The organism is Klebsiella sp. (genome assembly GCF_027492335.1).
In the GTDB taxonomy this organism is placed as follows: Bacteria; Pseudomonadota; Gammaproteobacteria; order Enterobacterales; family Enterobacteriaceae; genus Klebsiella; species Klebsiella huaxiensis.
In genome coordinates this window covers 26,182-46,153 of record NZ_JAPUEW010000041.1, presented here as the reverse complement: position 1 = coordinate 46,153, position 19,972 = coordinate 26,182, and the positions used below count along the sequence as shown (strand labels likewise).

General features: G+C 49.7%; 22 protein-coding genes and 3 tRNA genes. 6 read left to right on the top strand and 19 right to left on the bottom strand.

Annotated elements, in window-relative coordinates; translation table 11 throughout:
• Nucleotides 1-32: 32 nt before the first annotated feature.
• Nucleotides 33-671, bottom strand: a complete 639-nt coding sequence (locus QVF11_RS11030; protein WP_110274340.1) for an RpiB/LacA/LacB family sugar-phosphate isomerase — start codon at nucleotides 669-671, stop codon at nucleotides 33-35.
• Nucleotides 672-1,102: 431 nt separating this feature from the next.
• Between QVF11_RS11030 and ftnA the strand changes: the two genes are divergently transcribed.
• Nucleotides 1,103-1,600 (top strand): non-heme ferritin, encoded by a 498-nt coding sequence (ftnA, locus tag QVF11_RS11025; protein WP_110274389.1) that lies wholly within the window; start codon nucleotides 1,103-1,105, stop codon nucleotides 1,598-1,600.
• Nucleotides 1,601-1,636: 36 nt separating this feature from the next.
• Here the strand turns inward: ftnA and QVF11_RS11020 are convergent, their stop codons facing one another.
• The gene (locus QVF11_RS11020) at nucleotides 1,637-1,876 is read right to left on the bottom strand and encodes a YecH family metal-binding protein (protein WP_110274341.1); all 240 of its coding nucleotides are present in this window, start codon (nucleotides 1,874-1,876) and stop codon (nucleotides 1,637-1,639) included.
• A gap of 194 nt (nucleotides 1,877-2,070) precedes the next feature.
• Between QVF11_RS11020 and tyrP the strand changes: the two genes are divergently transcribed.
• Complete coding sequence (tyrP, locus tag QVF11_RS11015) at nucleotides 2,071-3,282, top strand: tyrosine transporter TyrP (RefSeq protein ID WP_112213256.1); 1,212 nt, start codon at nucleotides 2,071-2,073, stop codon at nucleotides 3,280-3,282.
• Nucleotides 3,283-3,311: 29 nt separating this feature from the next.
• On the opposite strand, the gene QVF11_RS11010 is transcribed toward tyrP, so the two are convergent.
• The 7 genes from QVF11_RS11010 to uvrY form a co-directional block, all read right to left on the bottom strand.
• Nucleotides 3,312-3,980 (bottom strand): YecA/YgfB family protein, encoded by a 669-nt coding sequence (locus tag QVF11_RS11010; RefSeq protein ID WP_287856907.1) that lies wholly within the window; start codon nucleotides 3,978-3,980, stop codon nucleotides 3,312-3,314.
• A 186-nt stretch (nucleotides 3,981-4,166) separates the two neighbouring features.
• Nucleotides 4,167-4,253: transfer RNA gene (locus QVF11_RS11005), tRNA-Leu, on the bottom strand.
• Between the two features lie 13 nt (nucleotides 4,254-4,266).
• Nucleotides 4,267-4,340: transfer RNA gene (locus QVF11_RS11000), tRNA-Cys, on the bottom strand.
• Between the two features lie 39 nt (nucleotides 4,341-4,379).
• Nucleotides 4,380-4,455 (bottom strand) — tRNA-Gly (locus QVF11_RS10995).
• Between the two features lie 151 nt (nucleotides 4,456-4,606).
• Nucleotides 4,607-5,155: a CDP-diacylglycerol--glycerol-3-phosphate 3-phosphatidyltransferase gene (gene pgsA, locus QVF11_RS10990; protein WP_112213254.1), complete on the bottom strand. Its 549-nt coding sequence runs from the start codon at nucleotides 5,153-5,155 to the stop codon at nucleotides 4,607-4,609.
• A gap of 57 nt (nucleotides 5,156-5,212) precedes the next feature.
• Nucleotides 5,213-7,045: an excinuclease ABC subunit UvrC gene (uvrC, locus tag QVF11_RS10985; protein ID WP_112213253.1), complete on the bottom strand. Its 1,833-nt coding sequence runs from the start codon at nucleotides 7,043-7,045 to the stop codon at nucleotides 5,213-5,215.
• A complete protein-coding gene (gene uvrY / locus QVF11_RS10980; RefSeq protein WP_110274346.1) occupies nucleotides 7,042-7,698 on the bottom strand; it encodes a UvrY/SirA/GacA family response regulator transcription factor in 657 nt (218 codons plus the stop codon). The genes uvrC and uvrY overlap by 4 nt, the downstream gene beginning before the upstream one ends.
• 462 nt (nucleotides 7,699-8,160) lie before the next feature.
• Between uvrY and QVF11_RS10975 the strand changes: the two genes are divergently transcribed.
• A complete protein-coding gene (locus QVF11_RS10975; protein ID WP_110274347.1) occupies nucleotides 8,161-8,385 on the top strand; it encodes a DUF2594 family protein in 225 nt (74 codons plus the stop codon).
• Nucleotides 8,386-8,452: 67 nt separating this feature from the next.
• On the opposite strand, the gene sdiA is transcribed toward QVF11_RS10975, so the two are convergent.
• The 5 genes from sdiA to tcyJ form a co-directional block, all read right to left on the bottom strand.
• Nucleotides 8,453-9,175: a transcriptional regulator SdiA gene (gene sdiA, locus QVF11_RS10970; RefSeq protein ID WP_287857075.1), complete on the bottom strand. Its 723-nt coding sequence runs from the start codon at nucleotides 9,173-9,175 to the stop codon at nucleotides 8,453-8,455.
• Nucleotides 9,176-9,486: 311 nt separating this feature from the next.
• A complete protein-coding gene (tcyN, locus tag QVF11_RS10965; protein WP_110274349.1) occupies nucleotides 9,487-10,239 on the bottom strand; it encodes an L-cystine ABC transporter ATP-binding protein TcyN in 753 nt (250 codons plus the stop codon).
• Complete coding sequence (tcyL, locus tag QVF11_RS10960; RefSeq protein WP_112213251.1) at nucleotides 10,236-10,904, bottom strand: cystine ABC transporter permease; 669 nt, start codon at nucleotides 10,902-10,904, stop codon at nucleotides 10,236-10,238. Before tcyL ends, tcyN begins: the two co-directional genes overlap by 4 nt.
• Nucleotides 10,905-10,919: 15 nt before the next feature.
• Nucleotides 10,920-11,906: a D-cysteine desulfhydrase gene (gene dcyD / locus QVF11_RS10955; RefSeq protein WP_112213250.1), complete on the bottom strand. Its 987-nt coding sequence runs from the start codon at nucleotides 11,904-11,906 to the stop codon at nucleotides 10,920-10,922.
• A 95-nt stretch (nucleotides 11,907-12,001) separates the two neighbouring features.
• Complete coding sequence (gene tcyJ, locus QVF11_RS10950) at nucleotides 12,002-12,802, bottom strand: cystine ABC transporter substrate-binding protein (RefSeq protein WP_287856901.1); 801 nt, start codon at nucleotides 12,800-12,802, stop codon at nucleotides 12,002-12,004.
• Between the two features lie 201 nt (nucleotides 12,803-13,003).
• Between tcyJ and amyA the strand changes: the two genes are divergently transcribed.
• Complete coding sequence (amyA, locus tag QVF11_RS10945) at nucleotides 13,004-14,491, top strand: alpha-amylase (protein ID WP_142513134.1); 1,488 nt, start codon at nucleotides 13,004-13,006, stop codon at nucleotides 14,489-14,491.
• Nucleotides 14,492-14,538: 47 nt separating this feature from the next.
• On the opposite strand, the gene yedD is transcribed toward amyA, so the two are convergent.
• Nucleotides 14,539-14,955: a lipoprotein YedD gene (gene yedD / locus QVF11_RS10940; protein ID WP_167492751.1), complete on the bottom strand. Its 417-nt coding sequence runs from the start codon at nucleotides 14,953-14,955 to the stop codon at nucleotides 14,539-14,541.
• 461 nt (nucleotides 14,956-15,416) lie between these two features.
• Between yedD and rcsA the strand changes: the two genes are divergently transcribed.
• Nucleotides 15,417-16,040 (top strand): transcriptional regulator RcsA, encoded by a 624-nt coding sequence (gene rcsA, locus QVF11_RS10935; protein WP_112213246.1) that lies wholly within the window; start codon nucleotides 15,417-15,419, stop codon nucleotides 16,038-16,040.
• Between the two features lie 42 nt (nucleotides 16,041-16,082).
• On the opposite strand, the gene dsrB is transcribed toward rcsA, so the two are convergent.
• Nucleotides 16,083-16,271: a protein DsrB gene (dsrB, locus tag QVF11_RS10930; RefSeq protein ID WP_112213245.1), complete on the bottom strand. Its 189-nt coding sequence runs from the start codon at nucleotides 16,269-16,271 to the stop codon at nucleotides 16,083-16,085.
• Between the two features lie 131 nt (nucleotides 16,272-16,402).
• Between dsrB and yodD the strand changes: the two genes are divergently transcribed.
• Complete coding sequence (gene yodD, locus QVF11_RS10925; RefSeq protein ID WP_112213244.1) at nucleotides 16,403-16,618, top strand: YodD family peroxide/acid resistance protein; 216 nt, start codon at nucleotides 16,403-16,405, stop codon at nucleotides 16,616-16,618.
• 329 nt (nucleotides 16,619-16,947) lie between these two features.
• Here the strand turns inward: yodD and dgcQ are convergent, their stop codons facing one another.
• The 3 genes from dgcQ to QVF11_RS10910 all read right to left on the bottom strand — a co-directional run bounded on the left by dgcQ (nucleotide 16,948) and on the right by QVF11_RS10910 (nucleotide 19,889).
• Entirely contained in the window at nucleotides 16,948-18,615 is a 1,668-nt protein-coding gene (gene dgcQ / locus QVF11_RS10920) for a cellulose biosynthesis regulator diguanylate cyclase DgcQ (protein ID WP_287856897.1), read from the bottom strand.
• A gap of 107 nt (nucleotides 18,616-18,722) precedes the next feature.
• The gene (locus QVF11_RS10915; protein WP_110274359.1) at nucleotides 18,723-18,902 is read right to left on the bottom strand and encodes a YodC family protein; all 180 of its coding nucleotides are present in this window, start codon (nucleotides 18,900-18,902) and stop codon (nucleotides 18,723-18,725) included.
• 75 nt (nucleotides 18,903-18,977) lie between these two features.
• Nucleotides 18,978-19,889, bottom strand: coding sequence for a DUF808 domain-containing protein (locus QVF11_RS10910; RefSeq protein WP_287856894.1), 912 nt, complete (start codon nucleotides 19,887-19,889; stop codon nucleotides 18,978-18,980).
• Between the last annotated feature and the right edge of the window lie 83 nt (nucleotides 19,890-19,972).

Genomic DNA, 19,972 nt, shown 5'->3' with positions numbered 1-19,972 from the left:
CAGCAGCGCTGGCCCTGGATATTTGCAGGAGATTAACCGACGATCTGGCGAACGAACGCTTCGATCTCTTTATCCTGACAATTTTCGAAGAAGCACTGCTGGAAGCGCGGGCCAGACACGGCAGTTTTCACCAGCTCCGGGTCGATAGCACGCAGCGTATCCAGATAGTTATCTTTCACTACTGCGGCTTTAACGGTGTTCAGGATGCCAGCGTTACGTACCTGAGGCTCTTTACGCTCCGGCGGATAACCTTCGCCGTTACGCCCTGTGAACGCTTTCTCGAAAATAAAGCGTACGTTCAGCTCTGCACCCCAGCCAAAACCTTTCGCGAATGGCAGAGAAAGCGCGTTACCGTTGTTGATCTGCGCAAACAGGAACGCATCAGCAGGATCGATACAGTAGCCACAAACTACGCCCGGATGGATGTTCAGAGACATCATTGCACCCTGGCCGGTACCGCAGCCGGTGATCACGAAGTCTACCGCTTTAGAGTTCAGCAGGATGCTAGCCATGATACCCAGATGGATATAGGTCAGGTGGTGATCGTTTTCATCGCTCATGCCGACGTTGTAAACCGGAAAACCTTTCTCGTCTGCAACAGCGTTTAACTCGTTGAGGATGATGGCGTTTTTGTTCGCCTGGCTGTTTTCCATCATCAGTGCGATTTTCATGCTTTACTCTCCTGAATGCTGTGCGGGTTTTCCCGCGATAGTTCGTTAACGTTGTGAAGAACAATACTACCTTACGAACATACTTTCAAATTTTATGAAAAGTTGTTTTATAAATTGCATATCGCCTCACACTTTCACCACCCACAGCATCCGGGCGTTGCTTTCTTCCCCCCCCTTTTCTCACCAGGCTAACCCAAGCGCTCATAACCACTCAAAGTTGCGCGTCCCTCTTCAAGAATAAGTCGGACCCACAATTAATATTGATAATATTAAATTAAAACCATTCTCATTATTTATTAAATTGCCAATGCGTGTTATTCCCATTTGCATTAGTAATAAATGAATTTATTAATTTACTTTTTGCAAATAAATTAATAACAAATTATAGTGACGGCACAATCACCTTTGACTTTATTTGCGGAGCAAGCCAGATGCTGAAAACTGAAATGATCGACAAGCTTAATGCACAGATGAACCTTGAACTTTATTCTTCTCTGCTTTATCAGCAAATGAGCGCATGGTGCAGCTACCACAGCTTTGAAGGCGCCGCCGCGTTTCTGCGCCGCCACGCGCAAGAAGAGATGACCCATATGCAGCGTCTGTTCGACTACCTGACCGATACCGGTAGCCTGCCGTGCATCAATGCCATCGCCTCACCGTTTGCCGAATATACTTCACTGGACGACCTGTTCCGCGTCACCTACGAACACGAACAACTCATTACGCAGAAAATTAACGAACTGGCTCATGCGGCAATGTCCAGCCAGGATTATCCAACCTTTAATTTCCTGCAATGGTATGTTGCTGAGCAGCACGAAGAAGAGAAACTGTTTAAATCCGTTATTGATAAACTGACCCTCGCAGGCAAAAGCGGTGAAGGCCTGTACTTTATTGATAAAGAGCTGGCAACGCTCGATACGCAAAATTAATGAAGATGGCGGCGATGTTCAACAATCGCCGCCCTATTAATGACGACAAATTTTACTTTCGTGCGTATTAAACCCTTCCTCTGCGGCAATAAATTTGCCCTTTTTCTGCAAGAATGCCACTAACTCCGCCGCACTCAGGTTTTCCGCCGAACAGGTATGGAATCGTGCATCCGTCCCGAAACGACTGGTAATCGCCGCTTCCAGACTGGCCACGGTGTAAGGCTCGCCTGAAGCGATCATCATCTGTAGAACTTCATGACCATGAATTGATTGCATAATATCCCCCATAAAACACACAGGATAACCCCACTTATTATTCCGATTCTTGCGCCAGCGCAGGCTTAGCGTAAACGTTCAATATCGTAAACTTATTATTACACCCACTGTAACCTGCATTTGACGAAATCACTGATTTCACATACTCTGCGCGACATAATTCATTGTGTAATCCGTCATGGATAGAGAAAAGCGTGAAGAACCGCACTCTTGGTAGTATTTTAATCGTAGCTGGCACCACCATCGGCGCAGGGATGTTGGCGATGCCTTTGGCATCAGCAGGCGTAGGTTTCGGCGTAACGTTAGTTTTGCTTATCGCCCTGTGGGCGCTGATGTGTTACACCGCGTTATTGTTGCTTGAAGTTTATCAGCACGTCCCGGCTGACACGGGGCTGGGCTCCCTGGCAGCGCGCTATCTGGGGCGTTACGGGCAGTGGGCTACCGGTGTTTGCATGCTGTTCTTACTGTACGCACTTACCGCGGCCTATATTAGCGGCGCCGGTGAATTGCTGGCTTCAAGTCTCAATCAATGGCTGGGCTGGACACTACCACCTGCGGTTGGAGTACTGCTGTTTACAGGCATCGGCGGGACGGTGGTTTGTATCGGTACGTCACTGGTTGATCTCTTTAACCGTTTTCTGTTCAGCGCCAAAATCATTTTCCTCGCTATTATGCTGGCGCTTCTGCTTCCGCATATTCATCAGATAAACTTGTTGACCCTGCCGCTACAGCAAGGGCTGGCGCTATCGGCGATTCCAGTAATTTTTACCTCGTTTGGTTTTCACGGCAGCATACCCAGCGTCGTCAGCTATCTGAACGGAGATATACGCAAGCTGCGTCGGGTATTTGTCATCGGAAGCTTTATTCCACTGGTTGCCTATATTTTCTGGCAACTGGCAACCCTGGGCAGTATTGATTCTCCAACTTTTACCGCTCTGCTGGCACAAAATGCCGGACTCAACGGGCTGTTAGAAGCGATCCGTGAAGTCGTTGCCTCGTCGCACGTTGAGCTGGCGGTTCATCTCTTTGCAGACCTGGCGCTGGCGACTTCATTTCTCGGCGTCGCGCTTGGCCTGTTTGACTACCTGGCCGATTTGTTTCAACGTAAAAATGGTCCGGCCGGGCGTATACAGAGTGGTGTAATCACCTTTTTCCCCCCTCTGGCGTTCGCCCTATTCTATCCACGCGGTTTCGTGATGGCCTTAGGTTATGCAGGGGTCGCGCTGGCGGTATTGGCGCTAATGCTACCTTCGTTATTGGTGATGAAAAGCCGTAAACAGCATCCTGACGCCGCCTGGCGAGTCGCTGGGGGGGCACCCGCGCTGTGGTTGGTTCTGCTGTGCGGAATCGGAATTGTGGCCATTCAGTTTGCTATCGTCGCAGGATTGCTGCCTGCGGTGGGATAAAAAATCAGGGGCCAGATTGGCCCCTTTACTTATTTTGCTAAGCAGCACTGCTTATATTTCTTACCACTACCGCATGGGCAAGGATCGTTACGCCCAATTTTCGCCTCATTTCGTATTGGCTGCTGAACGTCAGCTGGCTGAGCATGCTCAGTCCAGTAGTTGTAAAGCGCCAGGGCCGCCGGACGAATACGCTCTACGCTGGCAATAAACTCTTCAGCTGATAATTCATCAAGCGCTTCAAATCGCTCCTCGGTGCCGTGCAGAGCGATGGCATCCAGTTCAGCTTGTAGCTCAGTTGGTAAAGCAGTCCAGTCACTGAGGCCGACGCCGCGCATATAACCGAAGCACCATTCTTCTACGATGGTTAACTCCTGCCCTTCCTCTTCACGGCAGCCAAACATGGGTTCGAACTGCTCAGGATAATCGCTTAAGCGCTCGGCAGTATCACTCATATGTTGCAGCGTCAGGTTCACAAAGCGATCGCGTTCGCGATCGTTGGCCCAACGCGGCACTTTATCCGCCCCGCCCCAGATAGCCAACAGCCACTGCGCAGGTTCAACTTCCGTCGGCCCGGAGAGAATTGCCGTCAGCAATCCATCAAGTTCGGCAACATCCATGATGGTGCCTTCTTCTGCATATTTCGACAGGATCTCATCCAGCCATTCAACTTCGCTTTCGTTCAGGGGTCCGGTTTTCATAAACAGTCTCGTGGTCGTAGAAAAATGGCGCTTACAGTAGCGGAAATAGCGAGAGAAAACCACCTGACATCACCCATTCAGGAGAGTTAATCTTTTTAATAATAGACAGGGGACAAAAACAAAAAAACCACCCGGAGGTGGTTTCACGACACTGCTTATTGCTTTGATTATTCTGCTATATCCCAATGGTACCCGGAGCGGGACTTGAACCCGCACAGCGCGAACGCCGAGGGATTTTAAATCCCTTGTGTCTACCGATTCCACCACCCGGGCTCGGGATAGTAATTGGAGGCGCGTTCCGGAGTCGAACCGGACTAGACGGATTTGCAATCCGCTACATAACCGCTTTGCTAACGCGCCTTAATACTGCAACACCCGCAATTGCCGATGTTTTTATACTGGAGCGGGAAACGAGACTCGAACTCGCGACCCCGACCTTGGCAAGGTCGTGCTCTACCAACTGAGCTATTCCCGCATTACCAAGCTAAATTGCTAATCGCTTGATTTTGTTATCGTCTGGCAGACTGTGCTGCCGTTCGATGCGTTGCATTCTACTTACCTGGCGCAATGAGTCAACGTTATTTTTTAAAACCTTGTGTTGTTTGCTGAAAATTGCGCCGAAACGATCACTGATCAAGCAAATCGCCGCGTGCAGCATTCAAATATTGCAGCATTGACCACAACGTCAGCACCGCCGCTACGAGGAACAGGCCAATACCCGCCCATTCAACCCAGATATTTGGCCGCCACAGCATCCACACTAGTGCCGCCATCTGTGCCGTTGTTTTCACTTTACCGATCCACGAAACCGCTACGCTGCTGCGTTTACCCAGCTCAGCCATCCACTCACGCAAGGCGGAGATAATAATTTCACGGGCAATCATTGTTGCGGCCGGTAACGTCACCCACCAGGTGTGATAATGCTCAGCGACCAGCACCATCGCGATCGCAACCATGACTTTATCCGCAACCGGATCCAGGAAGGCACCAAAGCGCGTGCTCTGATTCCAGCGACGCGCCAGATAGCCATCAAACCAGTCGGTTACGGCAGCGACAAAGAAAATCAGCGCGCAAGCAAAGGGAGCCCAAACAAACGGCAGGTAAAATGCCAGTACAAAGAAAGGGATAAGAATGACGCGAAACAGAGTAAGCAACGTAGGGATATTAAATCGCATAGTAACGGGTAACTATCTGTTGTAAGTAAAAATTAGCCCTATGTTGCTACAGAGCCCCTAATGTTTCAACGAGTAGAAGATCTTTTCTGCCAGACCGTGAGATATACCCGGCACTTTAGCAATTTCTTCAACGCTGGCTTTCTGTAGCCCCTGCAGGCCGCCCATATATTTCAACAACATTTGTCGGCGCTTTGGCCCCACCCCTTCGATGGTTTCCAGCGTACTGGTACTTTTCACTTTCGCCCGTTTTTTACGGTGACCGGTGATGGCATGATCGTGTGATTCATCGCGAATATGCTGGATAACATGCAACGCCGGTGAATCCGGCGGAAGGCTAAACCCCTCCCCTTCAGGTTCGAAGAATAGCGTCTCCAGTCCTGCTTTACGATCGCTGCCTTTTGCTACACCCAATAGCAGAGGGTGGTTTTTATCCCACGGAACATCCAACTCGGCAAAGACCGTTTTCGCCTGTCCGAGCTGCCCTTTACCACCATCGATCAGGATAACATCGGGAATTTTACTCTCTTCGATTGCCTTGCCGTAGCGACGGCGCAGAACCTGGTTCATCGCGGCATAATCATCACCCGGAGTGATACCGGTAATATTATAGCGTCGATATTCCGCCCGCAGCGGCCCATTGCTGTCAAAAACGACGCACGACGCGATCGTTTGTTCCCCCATCGTGTGGCTGATATCAAAGCACTCCATTCGATTGATGGCGGGAAGCTTAAGCAACGTCGTCAGTGCCTGTAGGCGTTGGGTGATAGTCGAATGCTGAGAGAGTTTGGTCGTCAACGCCGTAGCGGCATTGGTTCGCGCCAGTTTCAAATAGCGTGCGCGATCGCCACGAGGCTTCGTTTGTACGTTAACACGGCGTCCGGCCAGTTCTGAGAGCGAATCTGCCAGTAGGGTTTTGTCGCCCAGGTTGAAATCCAGCAGGATCTCACCCGGTAGCGTTCGCATCTGGCTACCCTGCAAATAGAACTGACCGACAAAAGTTTCCACCACTTCCCCAAGCTCGGTTCCACTGGGTACCTTCGGGAAATAGCTGCGGCTGCCCAGCACCTTACCCTGACGAATAAACAGCACGTGCACACAGGCCATACCGGCATCAAAAGCTACACCGATGACATCAAGATCGTCACCGTTGTTAGAAACAAACTGCTTCTCCGTAACCCGGCGTACCGCCTGAATCTGGTCACGGATCCGCGCAGCTTCTTCAAACTCTAGCGACTGACTGGCTTTCTCCATACGAGCGATCAACTGCGTTAACACCTGATCGTCCTTACCCGCAAGGAACAAGCGCACGTAATCAACCTGCTGAGCGTACTCTTCCTCGCTAACCAACCCGGCGACGCACGGCCCCAGACAGCGACCAATCTGGTACTGCAGGCATGGACGCGAGCGATTGCGGTACACGCTGTTCTCACATTGACGGATTGGGAAAATCTTTTGCAGCAGAGCTAAAGTTTCACGAACCGCATAGCCGTTCGGAAATGGGCCAAAATACTCGCCTTTAGCGTGCTTTGCACCGCGATGCGTGGCCAGCCGGGGATGGGTATCACCGCTAAGAAAAATGAAAGGATAGGATTTATCATCTCGCAGCAGCACGTTATAACGCGGCTGATACAGCTTGATGTAATTATGCTCGAGCAGCAGCGCTTCCGTTTCAGTGTGCGTGACGGTGACGTCGATTTGCGCAATAAGCGCTACCAACGCTTCGGTTTTACGCGAAGCCAGGTTGCTGCGAAAATAGCTACTGAGCCGCTTTTTCAGATCTTTTGCTTTACCCACATAGATGACAGTACCGCCAGCATCATACATACGATAGACGCCCGGCTGGCTGGTCACTGTCTTCAGGAAAGCTTTTGCGTCAAAAACATCACTCACTGACTTGCTAACGACTCCGCATTACACAGGCCATGGCGGATTGCCAGGTGCGTCAGCTCCACATCGCCATGAATATTCAGTTTGCTGAACATTCGGTAACGGTAGCTGTTCACCGTCTTAGGACTCAGATTTAACTGCTCTGAGATCTCATTGACCTTCTGACCTTTAGTGATCATCAGCATAATCTGCAATTCACGCTCAGACAAACTGGCAAACGGCGATTCTGCCTTTTCGGGCTCAATCTGGCTGAGCGCCATCTGCTGGGCGATATCTGAAGCGATATATCGCTGCCCTGATGCCACACAGCGAATCGCATTCACGACCTCTTGCGGTGCAGCACCTTTACTAAGGTAACCAGCCGCACCAGCCTGCATCACTTTTGCCGGAAGAGGGTTTTCGGTATGAACCGTGAGCATAATCACTTTGGCATCAGCGACGGAACGGGCAATTTTGCGGGTAGCCTCAAGCCCCCCGATACCCGGCATATTCATATCCATCAGGACGACATCGACGGGATTAGCGCGACACCATTTCACAGCGTCCTCACCACAGCACGCTTCACCGACAACTTTAATTCCTTTTATATCTTCCAGAATGCGTCGTATCCCTGCGCGCACTAGTTCGTGGTCATCAACAAGAAGGACGTTGATCAAAGGAATAATCTCCAGAATTAGGGATAACGCTACTGATAGCTTATCGCATACATATTACCGGGTTTTATCGTAACTTTAAAAGCCAAAAAAATGTCCTATGAAAGATTTCTTACTGACTTATGGAAATCTGCCTGCACACTAAGTGGAAAGCCATACATAACAGTGAGTTGTATTATGCAAATTTTTTAACATTCATCATACAGATTACGCAAGAACACAACACATCTCGCAGATGATAAATACGAAACAAGATATGTAACAATTATTAACGATAGAGTACTGGTGCAGAAAATTAACGCGCTTAGATCTCATGAATACGTATTATTCAGTGAATTAAATCATTCACAGCTTAGATGAAAGAACAGAAACCAAGCACTCCTTTTTTTCCCTTTGCTTGTGCTATACTTCGCCGCCTTCACTTTTAGTAATGCGCATTTGCGCAGAGAGCAAACGAGGATATCGATGAGCACACCAGATTTTTCCACTGCAGAAAATAATCAGGAACTGGCGCAGGAAGTTTCCTGTCTGAAAGCACTGTTAACGCTGATGCTTCAAGCCATGGGCCAGGCGGATGCAGGTCGCGTGATGATTAAAATGGAAAGGCAAATTGCGCAGATGGAAGATGAGGCTCAGGCCGCCGTATTCTCCAGTACCGTCAAGCAAATTAAGCAGGCATATCGTCAGTAACTATTCACCGGCTGAAAGTTTTACTGACAGCCGGTATCACGTCTGGCACGCAGAACCATGGATTAGCTCAAATTAAACCCGTTGCCACGGCATAGCAGGCAATCTGCGTTTTGTTTGGCGCATTGAATTTTCGTTGCATGTTCTTCTGATGGAAATTGACGGTATTTTCTGAGATAGACAGAATCATAGCGACCTCAGCCGAGGTTTTTCCTTCCGCTGTCCATTTCAAAATCTCCAGTTCGCGTCGGCTAAATTTCATTTCCGGCGGCATGACCATCTCATCTTCCAGCCGTAATAGCGTCAATAAACTCAACTCAATCAGCGTTCTTAAGCGCATCTCCAGTTCATCTTCCGCCAAGGGACCCGGGCTGCGACTTTCGCCCGAAACGGATAAGAATCCTTGGGCATGGTTCGGTAGCGTCAGACACTGCGTCACGCCTTTTCGTAACCCATGATCGCGGGCACCGTTCCATAATTCAGGCGTATCATGGAATAATTTGTCGTCCCACGGCAGATGCCCACGAAGGAAATTTTCGCTTCGTAGTACCGGGTCAATAGCAAAGTAATTCTCGGCTTGATAGTGCGACATCCAGGCCTGTGGATAAGTCGAGTTCAGGGTCACCCGGGGGCGAGTAAAGGGTACGGGATGCCGTACGCAGAGCGCGAAGTAGTCATATTCCAGTTCTTCTGATTGCTGTTGAAGAAGATTATAAACCCCCTCTCCCGCAGCAACGGACTGGAATTGTTGCAGCATTTCCCGCCGCCAGCTGAAAAAATCATTGTCCCTCATAACTGACCAAATAACTCCTGATTGATAATCATTATTATAAATACATAAAGCTAACACATAAATCTTATTTATATGTATAAAATATCGTAGCCATCGCACTTATTAGATTGCAGTTGTCGCGACGGGAGGATTCTGTCGGAAAGTATGCCGATTGATACCACTGGAATCTTTGATGTGCATAACAGGTCTGACTTCTGAGCGATGCGAAGGCATTCAACTTTCTGATGAAAAGAAAAATGGGCAGAAGCGTCGATAATCTGTCAGCGTCCGACCGTTTTTTTCCAGTCGTAACGCTGCCAGCGGATTAGGGGCTACTGCATCAGGAATTTTTCAAGAAACTGACGGGTACGTGATTGTTGAGGGTTGGAAAATAGCGATTTTGCCTCACCCTGTTCAACGATACGCCCCTGATCCATAAAGATGGCTCGATCAGCCACATCGCGGGCGAAGCTCATCTCATGGGTCACGATAACCATGGTACGTTTCTCCTGCGCTAGTTGACGAATGGTACTCAACACCTCCCCCACCAGCTCGGGATCTAACGCCGATGTCGGCTCATCAAACAAAATCACATCAGGCCGCATCGCCAGCGCTCTGGCAATCGCCACACGCTGCTGCTGGCCACCGGACAAACGACGCGGATAGCTGTTTTCCTTCCCCGTCAGGCCTACTTTCGCCAGCAATTCACGCGCGCGGGTGATGGATTCATTTTTATCCTCCCCTTTCACGATAACCGGCCCTTCAATAATGTTTTCCATCACCGTGCGATGCGGAAACAGATTAAAGCTCTGGAACACAAAGCCAACATGCTGGCGCAGGCGGCGAATGGCCGTTTTTTGCTGACTGATGCTGCGCGCAGTATCAATAGTTACATCGCCAACACGAATCGTCCCGCTCTCCGGCTGTTCCAGCAGATTAATGCTGCGCAGCAACGTGGTTTTACCCGAGCCGCTGGGACCGATGATCGCCACGACTTCACCTTCCTGTACTTCAAGATCGATACCGTGAAGCACGGTTTGACCATGGAACTGTTTCACCAGGTTTTTAACTTCGATGGCACTCATTTCGGATCACGCTCCTGGCGGTTCAGCTGGTTTTCAAAATAGTTCTGTAGCGTCGACAGCACCGTCGCCATCACCCAGTAGATCAGCGAAGCAGCCAGGTACATAGTGAAAACTTCCAGCGTACGCGAGGTAATCAGCTGGGCCTGACGGAATAGCTCAGGGACCTGGATGGTCGCCGCCAGCGAGGTATCTTTCACCAGGCTGATAAAACTATTAGAGAGCGGCGGCAGCGCCACGCGTGCAGCCTGCGGAAGAATAGCGCGGCGCATGGCCTGCCATCGCGTCATGCCAATACTCGCCGCCGCCTCCCACTGCCCTTTATCAATGGAGGCAATGGCTGCGCGCAGCGTTTCCGCCGCGTAGGCCGCAGTATTCAGCGACAGACCAATCATCGCCGCGGGAATAGGATCCAGCTCAATACCAAACTGCGGTAGGCCATAGTAGATCATGAACAGCTGGGCTATCAGCGGCGTACCGCGAAAAATAGAGATGTACATCCGCGCCAGCCATTTGATTGGCCAGACGGGTGACATGCGCATAAGCGCCAGAATAAACCCCAGTACCAGGCCGAAAAACATCCCGCCAAGACTGAGTTGTAGCGTAAATACCGCACCTTTCAGCAGAAAAGGCGCGGAATCAATAACCAGTTGGATACTCTCTTGCATTCTATTTGTTCTGCATTAGATATGAGGATGATAAGCGAACAGTGCGGGCGCACCGCCAGTATGAATAAACAAAATCGGCCCATCATCCTTAAAGCGGTTTTGGTTGATACCATCAATCAGCCCGGCCATCGCCTTTCCGGTATATACCGGGTCCAGCAGAATACCTTCAAGCTGCGCCAGCAATCTTACCGCGTCCATCCCTTCATCGTTTGGCGTGCCGTAGCCAGGTGCAAAATAATCATCCCACAGCTGGATCCCTGCCCTGGCTTCCAGCTCCAGGCTGTTTGCCACCGCTTGCTGCAACGCAATCACTTTTGGCAGTTGGTCAGCAACTTTGCGCGAGACGGTCACACCGATCAATTCAGCATTCGGCATCAGTTGTTCAAGACCCACGGCCAGGCCGGCATGAGTGCCTGCGCTACCGGATGCAACAACCACAGAAGACAGCTCAACCGCCCCTTCACACTGCTGAGCAATTTCCAGCGCGCTTTCGACATAACCCAGAGCGCCAAGGGCGTTAGAACCACCAACTGGGATCACATACGGGCGATAGCCCTGGGCTTCAATTCGGGTCGCCAGCTCTTCCAACTGGGCATTAGGATCGGTCAACGCATCACACATCTCAACCTGCGTATTAAACAGATCAAGCAGCAGGCGATTGCCGTTTGTCAGATAGTTTTCGGCGCGGGTCCCAATCGGATTTTCCAGCAACGCTACGCAGTGCAGGCCTAGTTTGGCCGCTACCGCCGCCGTCTGGCGAACATGGTTTGACTGAATTGCCCCTGCGGTAATCAGCGTATCCGCGCCCTCTCGCAGCGCGTCTGCCGCCAGAAACTCAAGCTTACGCAGCTTATTGCCGCCCATAGCCAGTGGCGTAACATCATCGCGCTTGATAAAGATTTCACGCCCAAGGTGATCGGACAAACGCGGCAGGTATTCCAGCGGCGTTGGCGCGCCAATCAGTTCCAGACGCGGAAAAAGGGTTAAATTTTGCAGTGACATAAGACCTCCAGACTGAGTTATCCCTAATTATGCACGCAGTTACGCGCGAAATAAAAAAAGGCGCTATCAAGAGCGCCTTTTTTCACCACTGGTCGTTATTTCGTCACGTCAGCGCCAAACCATTTTTCCGACAAAGCTTTGAGGCTACCGTCTTTTTGCATATCCGCAATGGCACTATCAATCGCTTTCAGCAGGTCTTCGTTACCTTTACGCAACGCAACGCCAGACTCCTGCCGGGAGAAAGCTTCACCGGTGACCGCCAGCGTATTGTTGGTTTTCTTCACCAGATCGAGCGCCGCCAGACGGTCAACCAGGATGGCGTCGATACGACCTACGCGCAGATCCTGGTATTTCGTCGGGTCATCATCATAAGTACGGATATCGACACCCTGTACATTCTGGCGCAGCCACTCTTCATAGTTGGTGCCCAGGCCAACGCCAACTTTCTTACCTTTCAGGTCGGCTGCGGTTTTAATCACGCCTTCGTTACCCTTTTTCACCAGCGCCTGAATACCGGACACAGTGTAGGGGGTAGAGAAGTCATATTTTTTCTTGCGCTGATCGGAAATGGTGACCTGATTAATCACCACATCAATACGTTTGGAATCCAGCGATGCCAGCATGCCGTCCCATTTTGTTGGCTTGAGATCGGCCTTCACGCCAAGATGCTTCGCCAGCTCATTCGCAAAATCCACTTCGAAACCGGTAAGTTTCCCGTCATCACCCTGATAGCTGAATGGCGGATAAGTGCCTTCCAGGCCTACACGTAGGGTGCCACGCTCTTTAACCTGATTGAGCAAATTTTCAGCAGCAAACGTTTTTGTGCTGACGCCAGCCATTAAAACGACGGCCATCGCGCCCATCAGCGCCTGGCGACCCAGAAGTGCTAATTTCATAGAGACTCCTAACAGAGTGATATTTTGCTCTAGTGTAAGGCGTTTAGCCTCAGCGACCAACATCGATAAGCTACATCTTATTCCAAATAATTATATATGATGCCTTTTAGTACATAGTGAAAACGAAGCGTAAATTCCTCCATTTTGCTGGATATCTCTCATACTGCAATGGTCAGCTTGATGACGTCTGGAGCATGGAAGATGAAAAACCCCACGTTATTGCAGTGTTTTCACTGGTACTACCCAACCGGCGGTGAACTATGGCGTGAAGTCGAAGCCCTGGCGCCAAACCTGAACGAAATCGGCATAAATATGATTTGGTTGCCTCCTGCCTACAAAGGAGCTTCCGGCGGCTACTCTGTCGGATATGACAGCTACGACCTTTTTGATCTCGGCGAATTTGATCAAAAAGGCTCTGTTGCGACCAAGTATGGCGATAAATCCCAACTGCTGGCCGCCATTGCTGCGCTACGCCAGCACGATATCGCCATCCTGCTTGATGTGGTGGTCAATCACAAAATGGGGGCAGATGAAAAAGAGGCCGTGCATATTCAACGTGTCGATGAGCAAGACCGCACGCAAATCTCGGAGGAGATTGTGGCGTGCGAAGCCTGGACGCGATACACCTTCCCCGTTCGCGCAGGGCAATACTCCAAGTTTATTTGGGATTACAAATGCTTTAGCGGAATCGACCATATTGAAAATCCGGATGAAGACGGTGTGTTTAAAATCGTCAACGACTACACCGGCGAAGGCTGGAACGATCAGGTCGATGATGAAATGGGTAATTTCGACTACCTGATGGGCGAAAATATCGATTATCGCAATCGGGCAGTAACCGAGGAGATTAAGTACTGGGCGCGCTGGGTCATGGAGCAGACCGGGTGTGATGGTTTCCGCCTTGACGCAGTTAAACACATTCCAGCCTGGTTTTATAAAGAGTGGATCGACCACGTCCAGGAAGTGGCGACAAAACCGCTGTTTATCGTTGCAGAATACTGGTCCCACGAGGTGGATAAGCTTCAGCAATATATCGCGCTGGTCGACGGTAAAACATTGCTGTTTGATGCGCCCCTGCAGATGAAATTCCACGAAGCATCGCGCCAGGGTCGTGACTATGACATGAGCCAGATTTTTAGCGGTACGCTGGTCGAAGCTGATCCTTTCCATGCCGTAACGCTGGTGACTAATCATGATACGCAGCCGCTTCAGGCGCTTGAAGCGCCGGTAGAACCGTGGTTTAAACCATTGGCGTACGCGTTGATTCTGCTACGCGAAAATGGGGTGCCATCGGTTTTTTATGCCGACCTCTTCGGTGCCAGCTATGAAGATACCGGAGGTGACGGCCAAACCTACGCCATTGAAATGCCGGTTATTGAGCAGTTACACGAACTGATCGATGCCCGTCAGCAATTTGCTCACGGTGTTCAGACGCTATGGTTCGATCATCCAAACTGTATCGCCTTCAGCCGCAGCGGCACCGATGAAGATCCGGGCTGCGTAGTCGTACTTTCAAATGGCGATGATGGAGAGAAATCACTCCCTCTCGGCGCAAACTATGGCAATAAGCGCTGGCGAGATTTTCTCAACAACCGCGAGGAAGTGATTGAAACCGATGATGAAGGCAACGGAGTTTTCACCTGTAACGGCGGCAGCGTTAGCGTTTGGGTAATTGAAGAAGTGCTCTAGCAGAAAGGAAAATTGCGGGCTGAAAATGGAATCAGCCCGCTAATCAGCTATTGTGCGTTTTTATCCGTCACGGCCTTTTTCCATGCCACTTCGCACTCTGAAGTGAGACGATCAACCCGCTTTAGCGTCATACGATCGTAACGTAACGTATTGCCTTCGCGTTCGACAGGATAAACATCCAAAGCAGAGGTCACATTGTAGACCGCGTCATCGCGTTTCATTAATTTACCCGGCACGGTAATCACCCGCTGCCATTGTCGGCAGTCCAGGGTATCGCCGTCTTTGGTCACAATCAGGCTAGCAATTGCATCCGGGCTCATCATTTCACTCTGCGGCCCCGCCGATTGCCAGTATCCTTCCAGCCCTGCGGGCGCTGGCGCCTTAACGACATCGCTATAGTTATCAACCTGAACGCATCCGGTCAGAGCCAACAACGCGCCAGCAAACACAATCTTTTTCATCATTCATCCCACAAACCGATAAAAAAGCATTGTGGCATTAAAGCGTTAAGCCCGCCACTCTTCCTGGGGAGGAGGTGAATGAAGCAAGATCATCGTACATAACAAGCAAGTGGCATCAACATTCCATAGGCTTATGTTAAATTATTCTTACCCATCAATTTCAACCCATCATTTACAAGGTGATAATTTAAGCACTCAATATAAGGATAATCCTATTTTAAAATAAGCCAAAAATGGCAACCTTATATGTCACGGGTATTTATTGTTTTTAAATCTTCCACATAGCGATTCACAGCCTTTACTTTGAGAATATTCCTGGCAAATTATAGGTATTATTTCGAAATAGTTCAGACTGCTTAATGGTTCCAGCATAGCAGCTGTTTTTTATGACTAACTAAAATGGACTTCATCGCTTCTTGTCGCCGAGGGATAAATTATCGTTACGTGTTGATTGAGGATGGGTCATGTCAACGATTATCATGGATTTGTGCAGTTTTACCCGGTTGGGATTAACCGGGTACCTGACAAGCCGGGGGATAAAGAAGCGCGATATCACTGAGGTATATAACGCCGAAAGCCTGAGAGCTGCCTGCGAGGCATGCCGCCCGACAGTAGTATTTATCAATGAAGATTGCTTTATTCACCAGCAAGAGAGTAACCAGCTTATCCGGCAAATCATAAATCAGAATCCAGGTACGCTCTTTTTTATCTTTATGTCGCTGGCGAATATTCATTTCGAACACTATCTTCTGGTACGCAAAAACTTGCTTATTAGCTCAAAATCGCTGACCGCAAAAGACCTTGATGATATTCTGGCTAATCGCCTGAAGTATGAGAATTATCGCACTGCACGGATTACTATCCCAACGCTGACCTTAAGCCAGACTGAATCAAATATGTTACAGATGTGGATGGCCGGATATGGAACCACCCACATCTCCGCACAGATGAACATTAAGGCTAAAACCGTTTCTTCGCACAAAGGCAATATTAAAAAGAAAATCCAGACTCACAACAAGCAGGTGATTTATCACATTGTGCGACTGGCCGAGAACATCACTTCCGGGATCCACGTCAATATACGTTGAAGAGTACTGGCGGCAGATGCCGCCAGTGTGCCTGATTGAGCGTTAATCTTCTTTTTCAACAAAAACGCCGTCCGAATGCCCTATCTCGTTGAAAAACCAGATCCCCAGGGGATAGTCTTCCAGCGATACCAGATACATTACCCCTTCGCTAAACGACTCTATTGCCAGCACAACTCCCGACCGACGTGGGCCACCATCGGTCTTCACCGTGACACGATCGTTTACCTGCATAACTCATCTCCTCTATTTTTGAGCCAGTGTAGAACAAAACTGACGATCGCGCAGCGTTCCCCCCTATAACTGATGTTTTTGTAAACCATCTATACTTAGACAGCGTATCCGGGTTAAGCGAGGTAGCCAGAATGAATACCGCCAAACAGAGCAAAGGCGGGGAAAGTGTCGATGTTGACGCCCTGCTGGCAGCGATTAATGAAATCAGTGAAAGTGAGGTACAGCGAGCGCGGGACGATCCGCATCATGTAAGCATAGATGGTCGTGATTATCACACCTGGCGCGAGCTGGCTGAAGCCTTTGAACTTGATGTTCATGACTTCAGCGTGACTGAAATCAATCGCTAATTCCAGGCGAAAAAAATCCCGACTCGCAGGAGTCGGGATGAAACTTGCTAATGCAAGAAGCACTTGAAAATTCGTTACACCAGGAAATCCGATGCGTTGCAAACATTACCCTCAATTATTTTGCATGACAACAGCCATTCATGGAGTAAATTATTGAGAAATATCCCTAATATCACGATCACCGCTGGCAAGGCTGACCAGGCAAGGGCTTGTGCGGTTCGTTCTTCTACGAACGGCGGTTCATAAGAAAATATTTTTTAAGATAAATCTCACCAAAGTCACTATCACTGATGGCTTAACAAGCATTCATCCACCACGCAAATGTAACCTTATCCTTCAGCACAGACCTGATTACGCCCATTTTGCTTAGCCAGGTACAACCGATGATCGGCAATCGACTGCAAGCTTTCAAAGTTGAACTCATTTGAATTGTCACTACTGCTTACGCCAAAGGAGGCACTAACACGCAGACTCGTCCTGTTTCGCAGTAAAATCTCGCGGCCATTGATGCGAACTCGAATCCGTTCTGCAATGGCCGTTGCTTCATGTAGCGTCGTATTCGGCATCACAATACAAAACTCTTCCCCGCCAACCCGACCAGCAAGGTCACCCTCGCGGATATGACTCGCGATAGTACTGCTCACCAGCGACAATACGCGATCGCCGGCCTGATGCCCGTGTTGATCGTTAACGCCTTTGAAATAGTCCAGATCGAGCTGAATCACCGCGATAGGGCGTTTCAGACGCTCACTTAAGGTGGTCGCCTCGCTAGCGCGTTCGAACAGCGCACCGCGGTTTAACAAACGCGTCAGCGCATCATGCCAGGCTCGCCATTCAAGAGACGTTTGCAACACGCTCATATTGCGCACCATTCGGCGAATAACCAGCCAGGAGATCATCAGCATCAGGGTGAACATTAGCCACATCAGCATCAAAGCAATGGTGATGCGACCAAAATCATCGCGAACACCGTCTTTAAGCGAGTGAATACGTAGCAGCACTCCGTCAAAGTTACGTAGCTTTTCCCAGCTGATATAGCGGGTTAATAAACGAATTCCCCCCTGATTGCCATGGGAAAAAGCACTTCGCAGCTGTTCTTGTTCCTGCGGTGATAACAGGGTTAACACGTTATCAGATGCGGAAGACGCAATTAAATTGAGGCGATTATCATAAAGTTGATATTCACTTTCCTGGCCATTCTTTACTGCGTTAACCAGAAAGTTCCTCATTTCGCGAACGGAGAAATCCATCGCCAGTACGCCTAACCAGTAGCGTTGATAATCAAGAGGGATAGAGGCCGTCACCACCTGAGCTTCGCGCTGCGGTTCATCACCAGAAAAAGTTTGCCAGACAATACCGCGAGCCGGGTTATTACGCTGCGTTTGCTGAATAAACCACGAAGCGCTAATTGCCCGTGAATATAGCCCCAGCGCCTGAGTCGAATTCTTCGGCGGTTTCGTAGTGATAAAAAAACCACTGCGCGAAACATACAGCATACGCTCGGTAAGGCCCTGGTTGTTATTGGCCAGGCGCAACAAATACCCGAGCTCAAGGCTCGCCATCAGCTCATTACCGGAAAAAGGAATATCGCGAGAAAGAAGATCGTCACTATCGACAAAAGCATCGGCTACACCATACACGGGCAGCGTCCGCCGGTTATGTATCTCGACGGACCATATTGGCTCATGCCGCTTTTCTAAATAATCCTGCTCGGCCTTTCGCAGCACCGCAAAATCTAACGGTGTTCCCAGCGCCGACTGCATGCCGTTGCGAAAAAAGATCATTCTGTCGATATTGAACTGCAGCAGACCATCCAGTTCATGGGTGACGTTTTCAAGATTGTTACGCTGATTTGCAACGTACGCTTCTTCAAGGATCTTGACCTCACGCCATATCAACAGCGTGGAAAAGCAGAAAACGATAAAAAAGCAGAGATTAACCACATATCCGGGGCTTAACACACGGCGTAGTTTTTTCATCCACATCGGCTTATCCATCGTTCTCTCGCAGCACGGTCAAAGAAGCAAAGGTCATCAACGTCCCATATTAGTCAGGTACTCAATCATATAAAAAACGCCCGACTCATGCCGGGCGCTTATCAGGTTCAGGAATGATTCGGCTTCCCTCCCCCTCCGCGGATTAATTCATCCTCGCGAAATGCTTCGCGCTTAACACCATGACCGTCATACCAACGACACTCAACCATACCGCTGGCGAACCCGGTAACGACCATGCGTGGGCCACCATTTTTCCGCCTTACTTCATCACTGACCAACAAGACCATTTTTGCCTCCGGTATCAGGAAGAAACAAACTTACCTTAGACGAAGCTGAACCACTTTGCCTGGGCGGGAGCACATTTACTCAACCGGACGACGAAGACTGCCAATGGCTTTCACTCCGGCCAGCACAATGGCGCCAATAATAAATCCCAGCACCAGATTCGCCACCGTTGGCAGCAGCGAGGCAATCATACTATTCTGCCCATGGGCAAACTCTTCAATAGCATGATGCAACGGCGCAATGCCGTGAACGACAATACCGCCGCCAACCAGAAACATTGCCAGCGTCCCTACTACAGAAAGGGTTTTCATCAGGCGCGGTGCAATAGCCAGCAGGGCTTTACCCAACCACTGTGCCAACGTACTGGTTTTCTCCACCAGCCAGTAACCCATATCATCGAGCTTAACAATAACCCCCACCAGTCCATACACGCCCACGGTTACCAACAGAGCGATACCAGACAAGATGAGAATCTGATTTAACAACGGCGCTTCGGCAACGATCCCGAGCGTGATGGCGACAATTTCAGCGGACAAAATAAAGTCGGTGCGGATCGCCCCTTTCACTTTATCCCGCTCAAAGGCCATTGGATCCTGGTTTGCCAGAGCCTCAAGCCGCTGTTGGCGAACCTGCGGATCTTCTTTATGTTTACGGGCCTGCAAGGTATGCAGCACTTTCTCAACGCCTTCAAAGCATAGAAACGCGCCGCCCAACATGAGTAACGGCGTAATGGCCCAAGGAATAAATGCGCTGATTAATAACGCCAGCGGTACCAGAATCACTTTATTAATAAATGAACCTTTGGCAACTCCCCAAACTACTGGCAGTTCACGATTAGCCCGCACGCCAGTAACCTGCTGAGCATTAAGCGATAAATCGTCACCCAGCACGCCCGCCGTCTTTTTCGCCGCCAGTTTGCCCATGACCGAAATATCGTCAAGGAGAGTGGCAATATCATCCAATAAGGTTAAAAGACTACTTCCCGCCAAAATTGCATTCCTTCATTTATGGTTATTCCTCCTGAAGTATGAAGCAAAAGCGCTTTTTCGCCCACAGGTGTCTAGAGTCAACA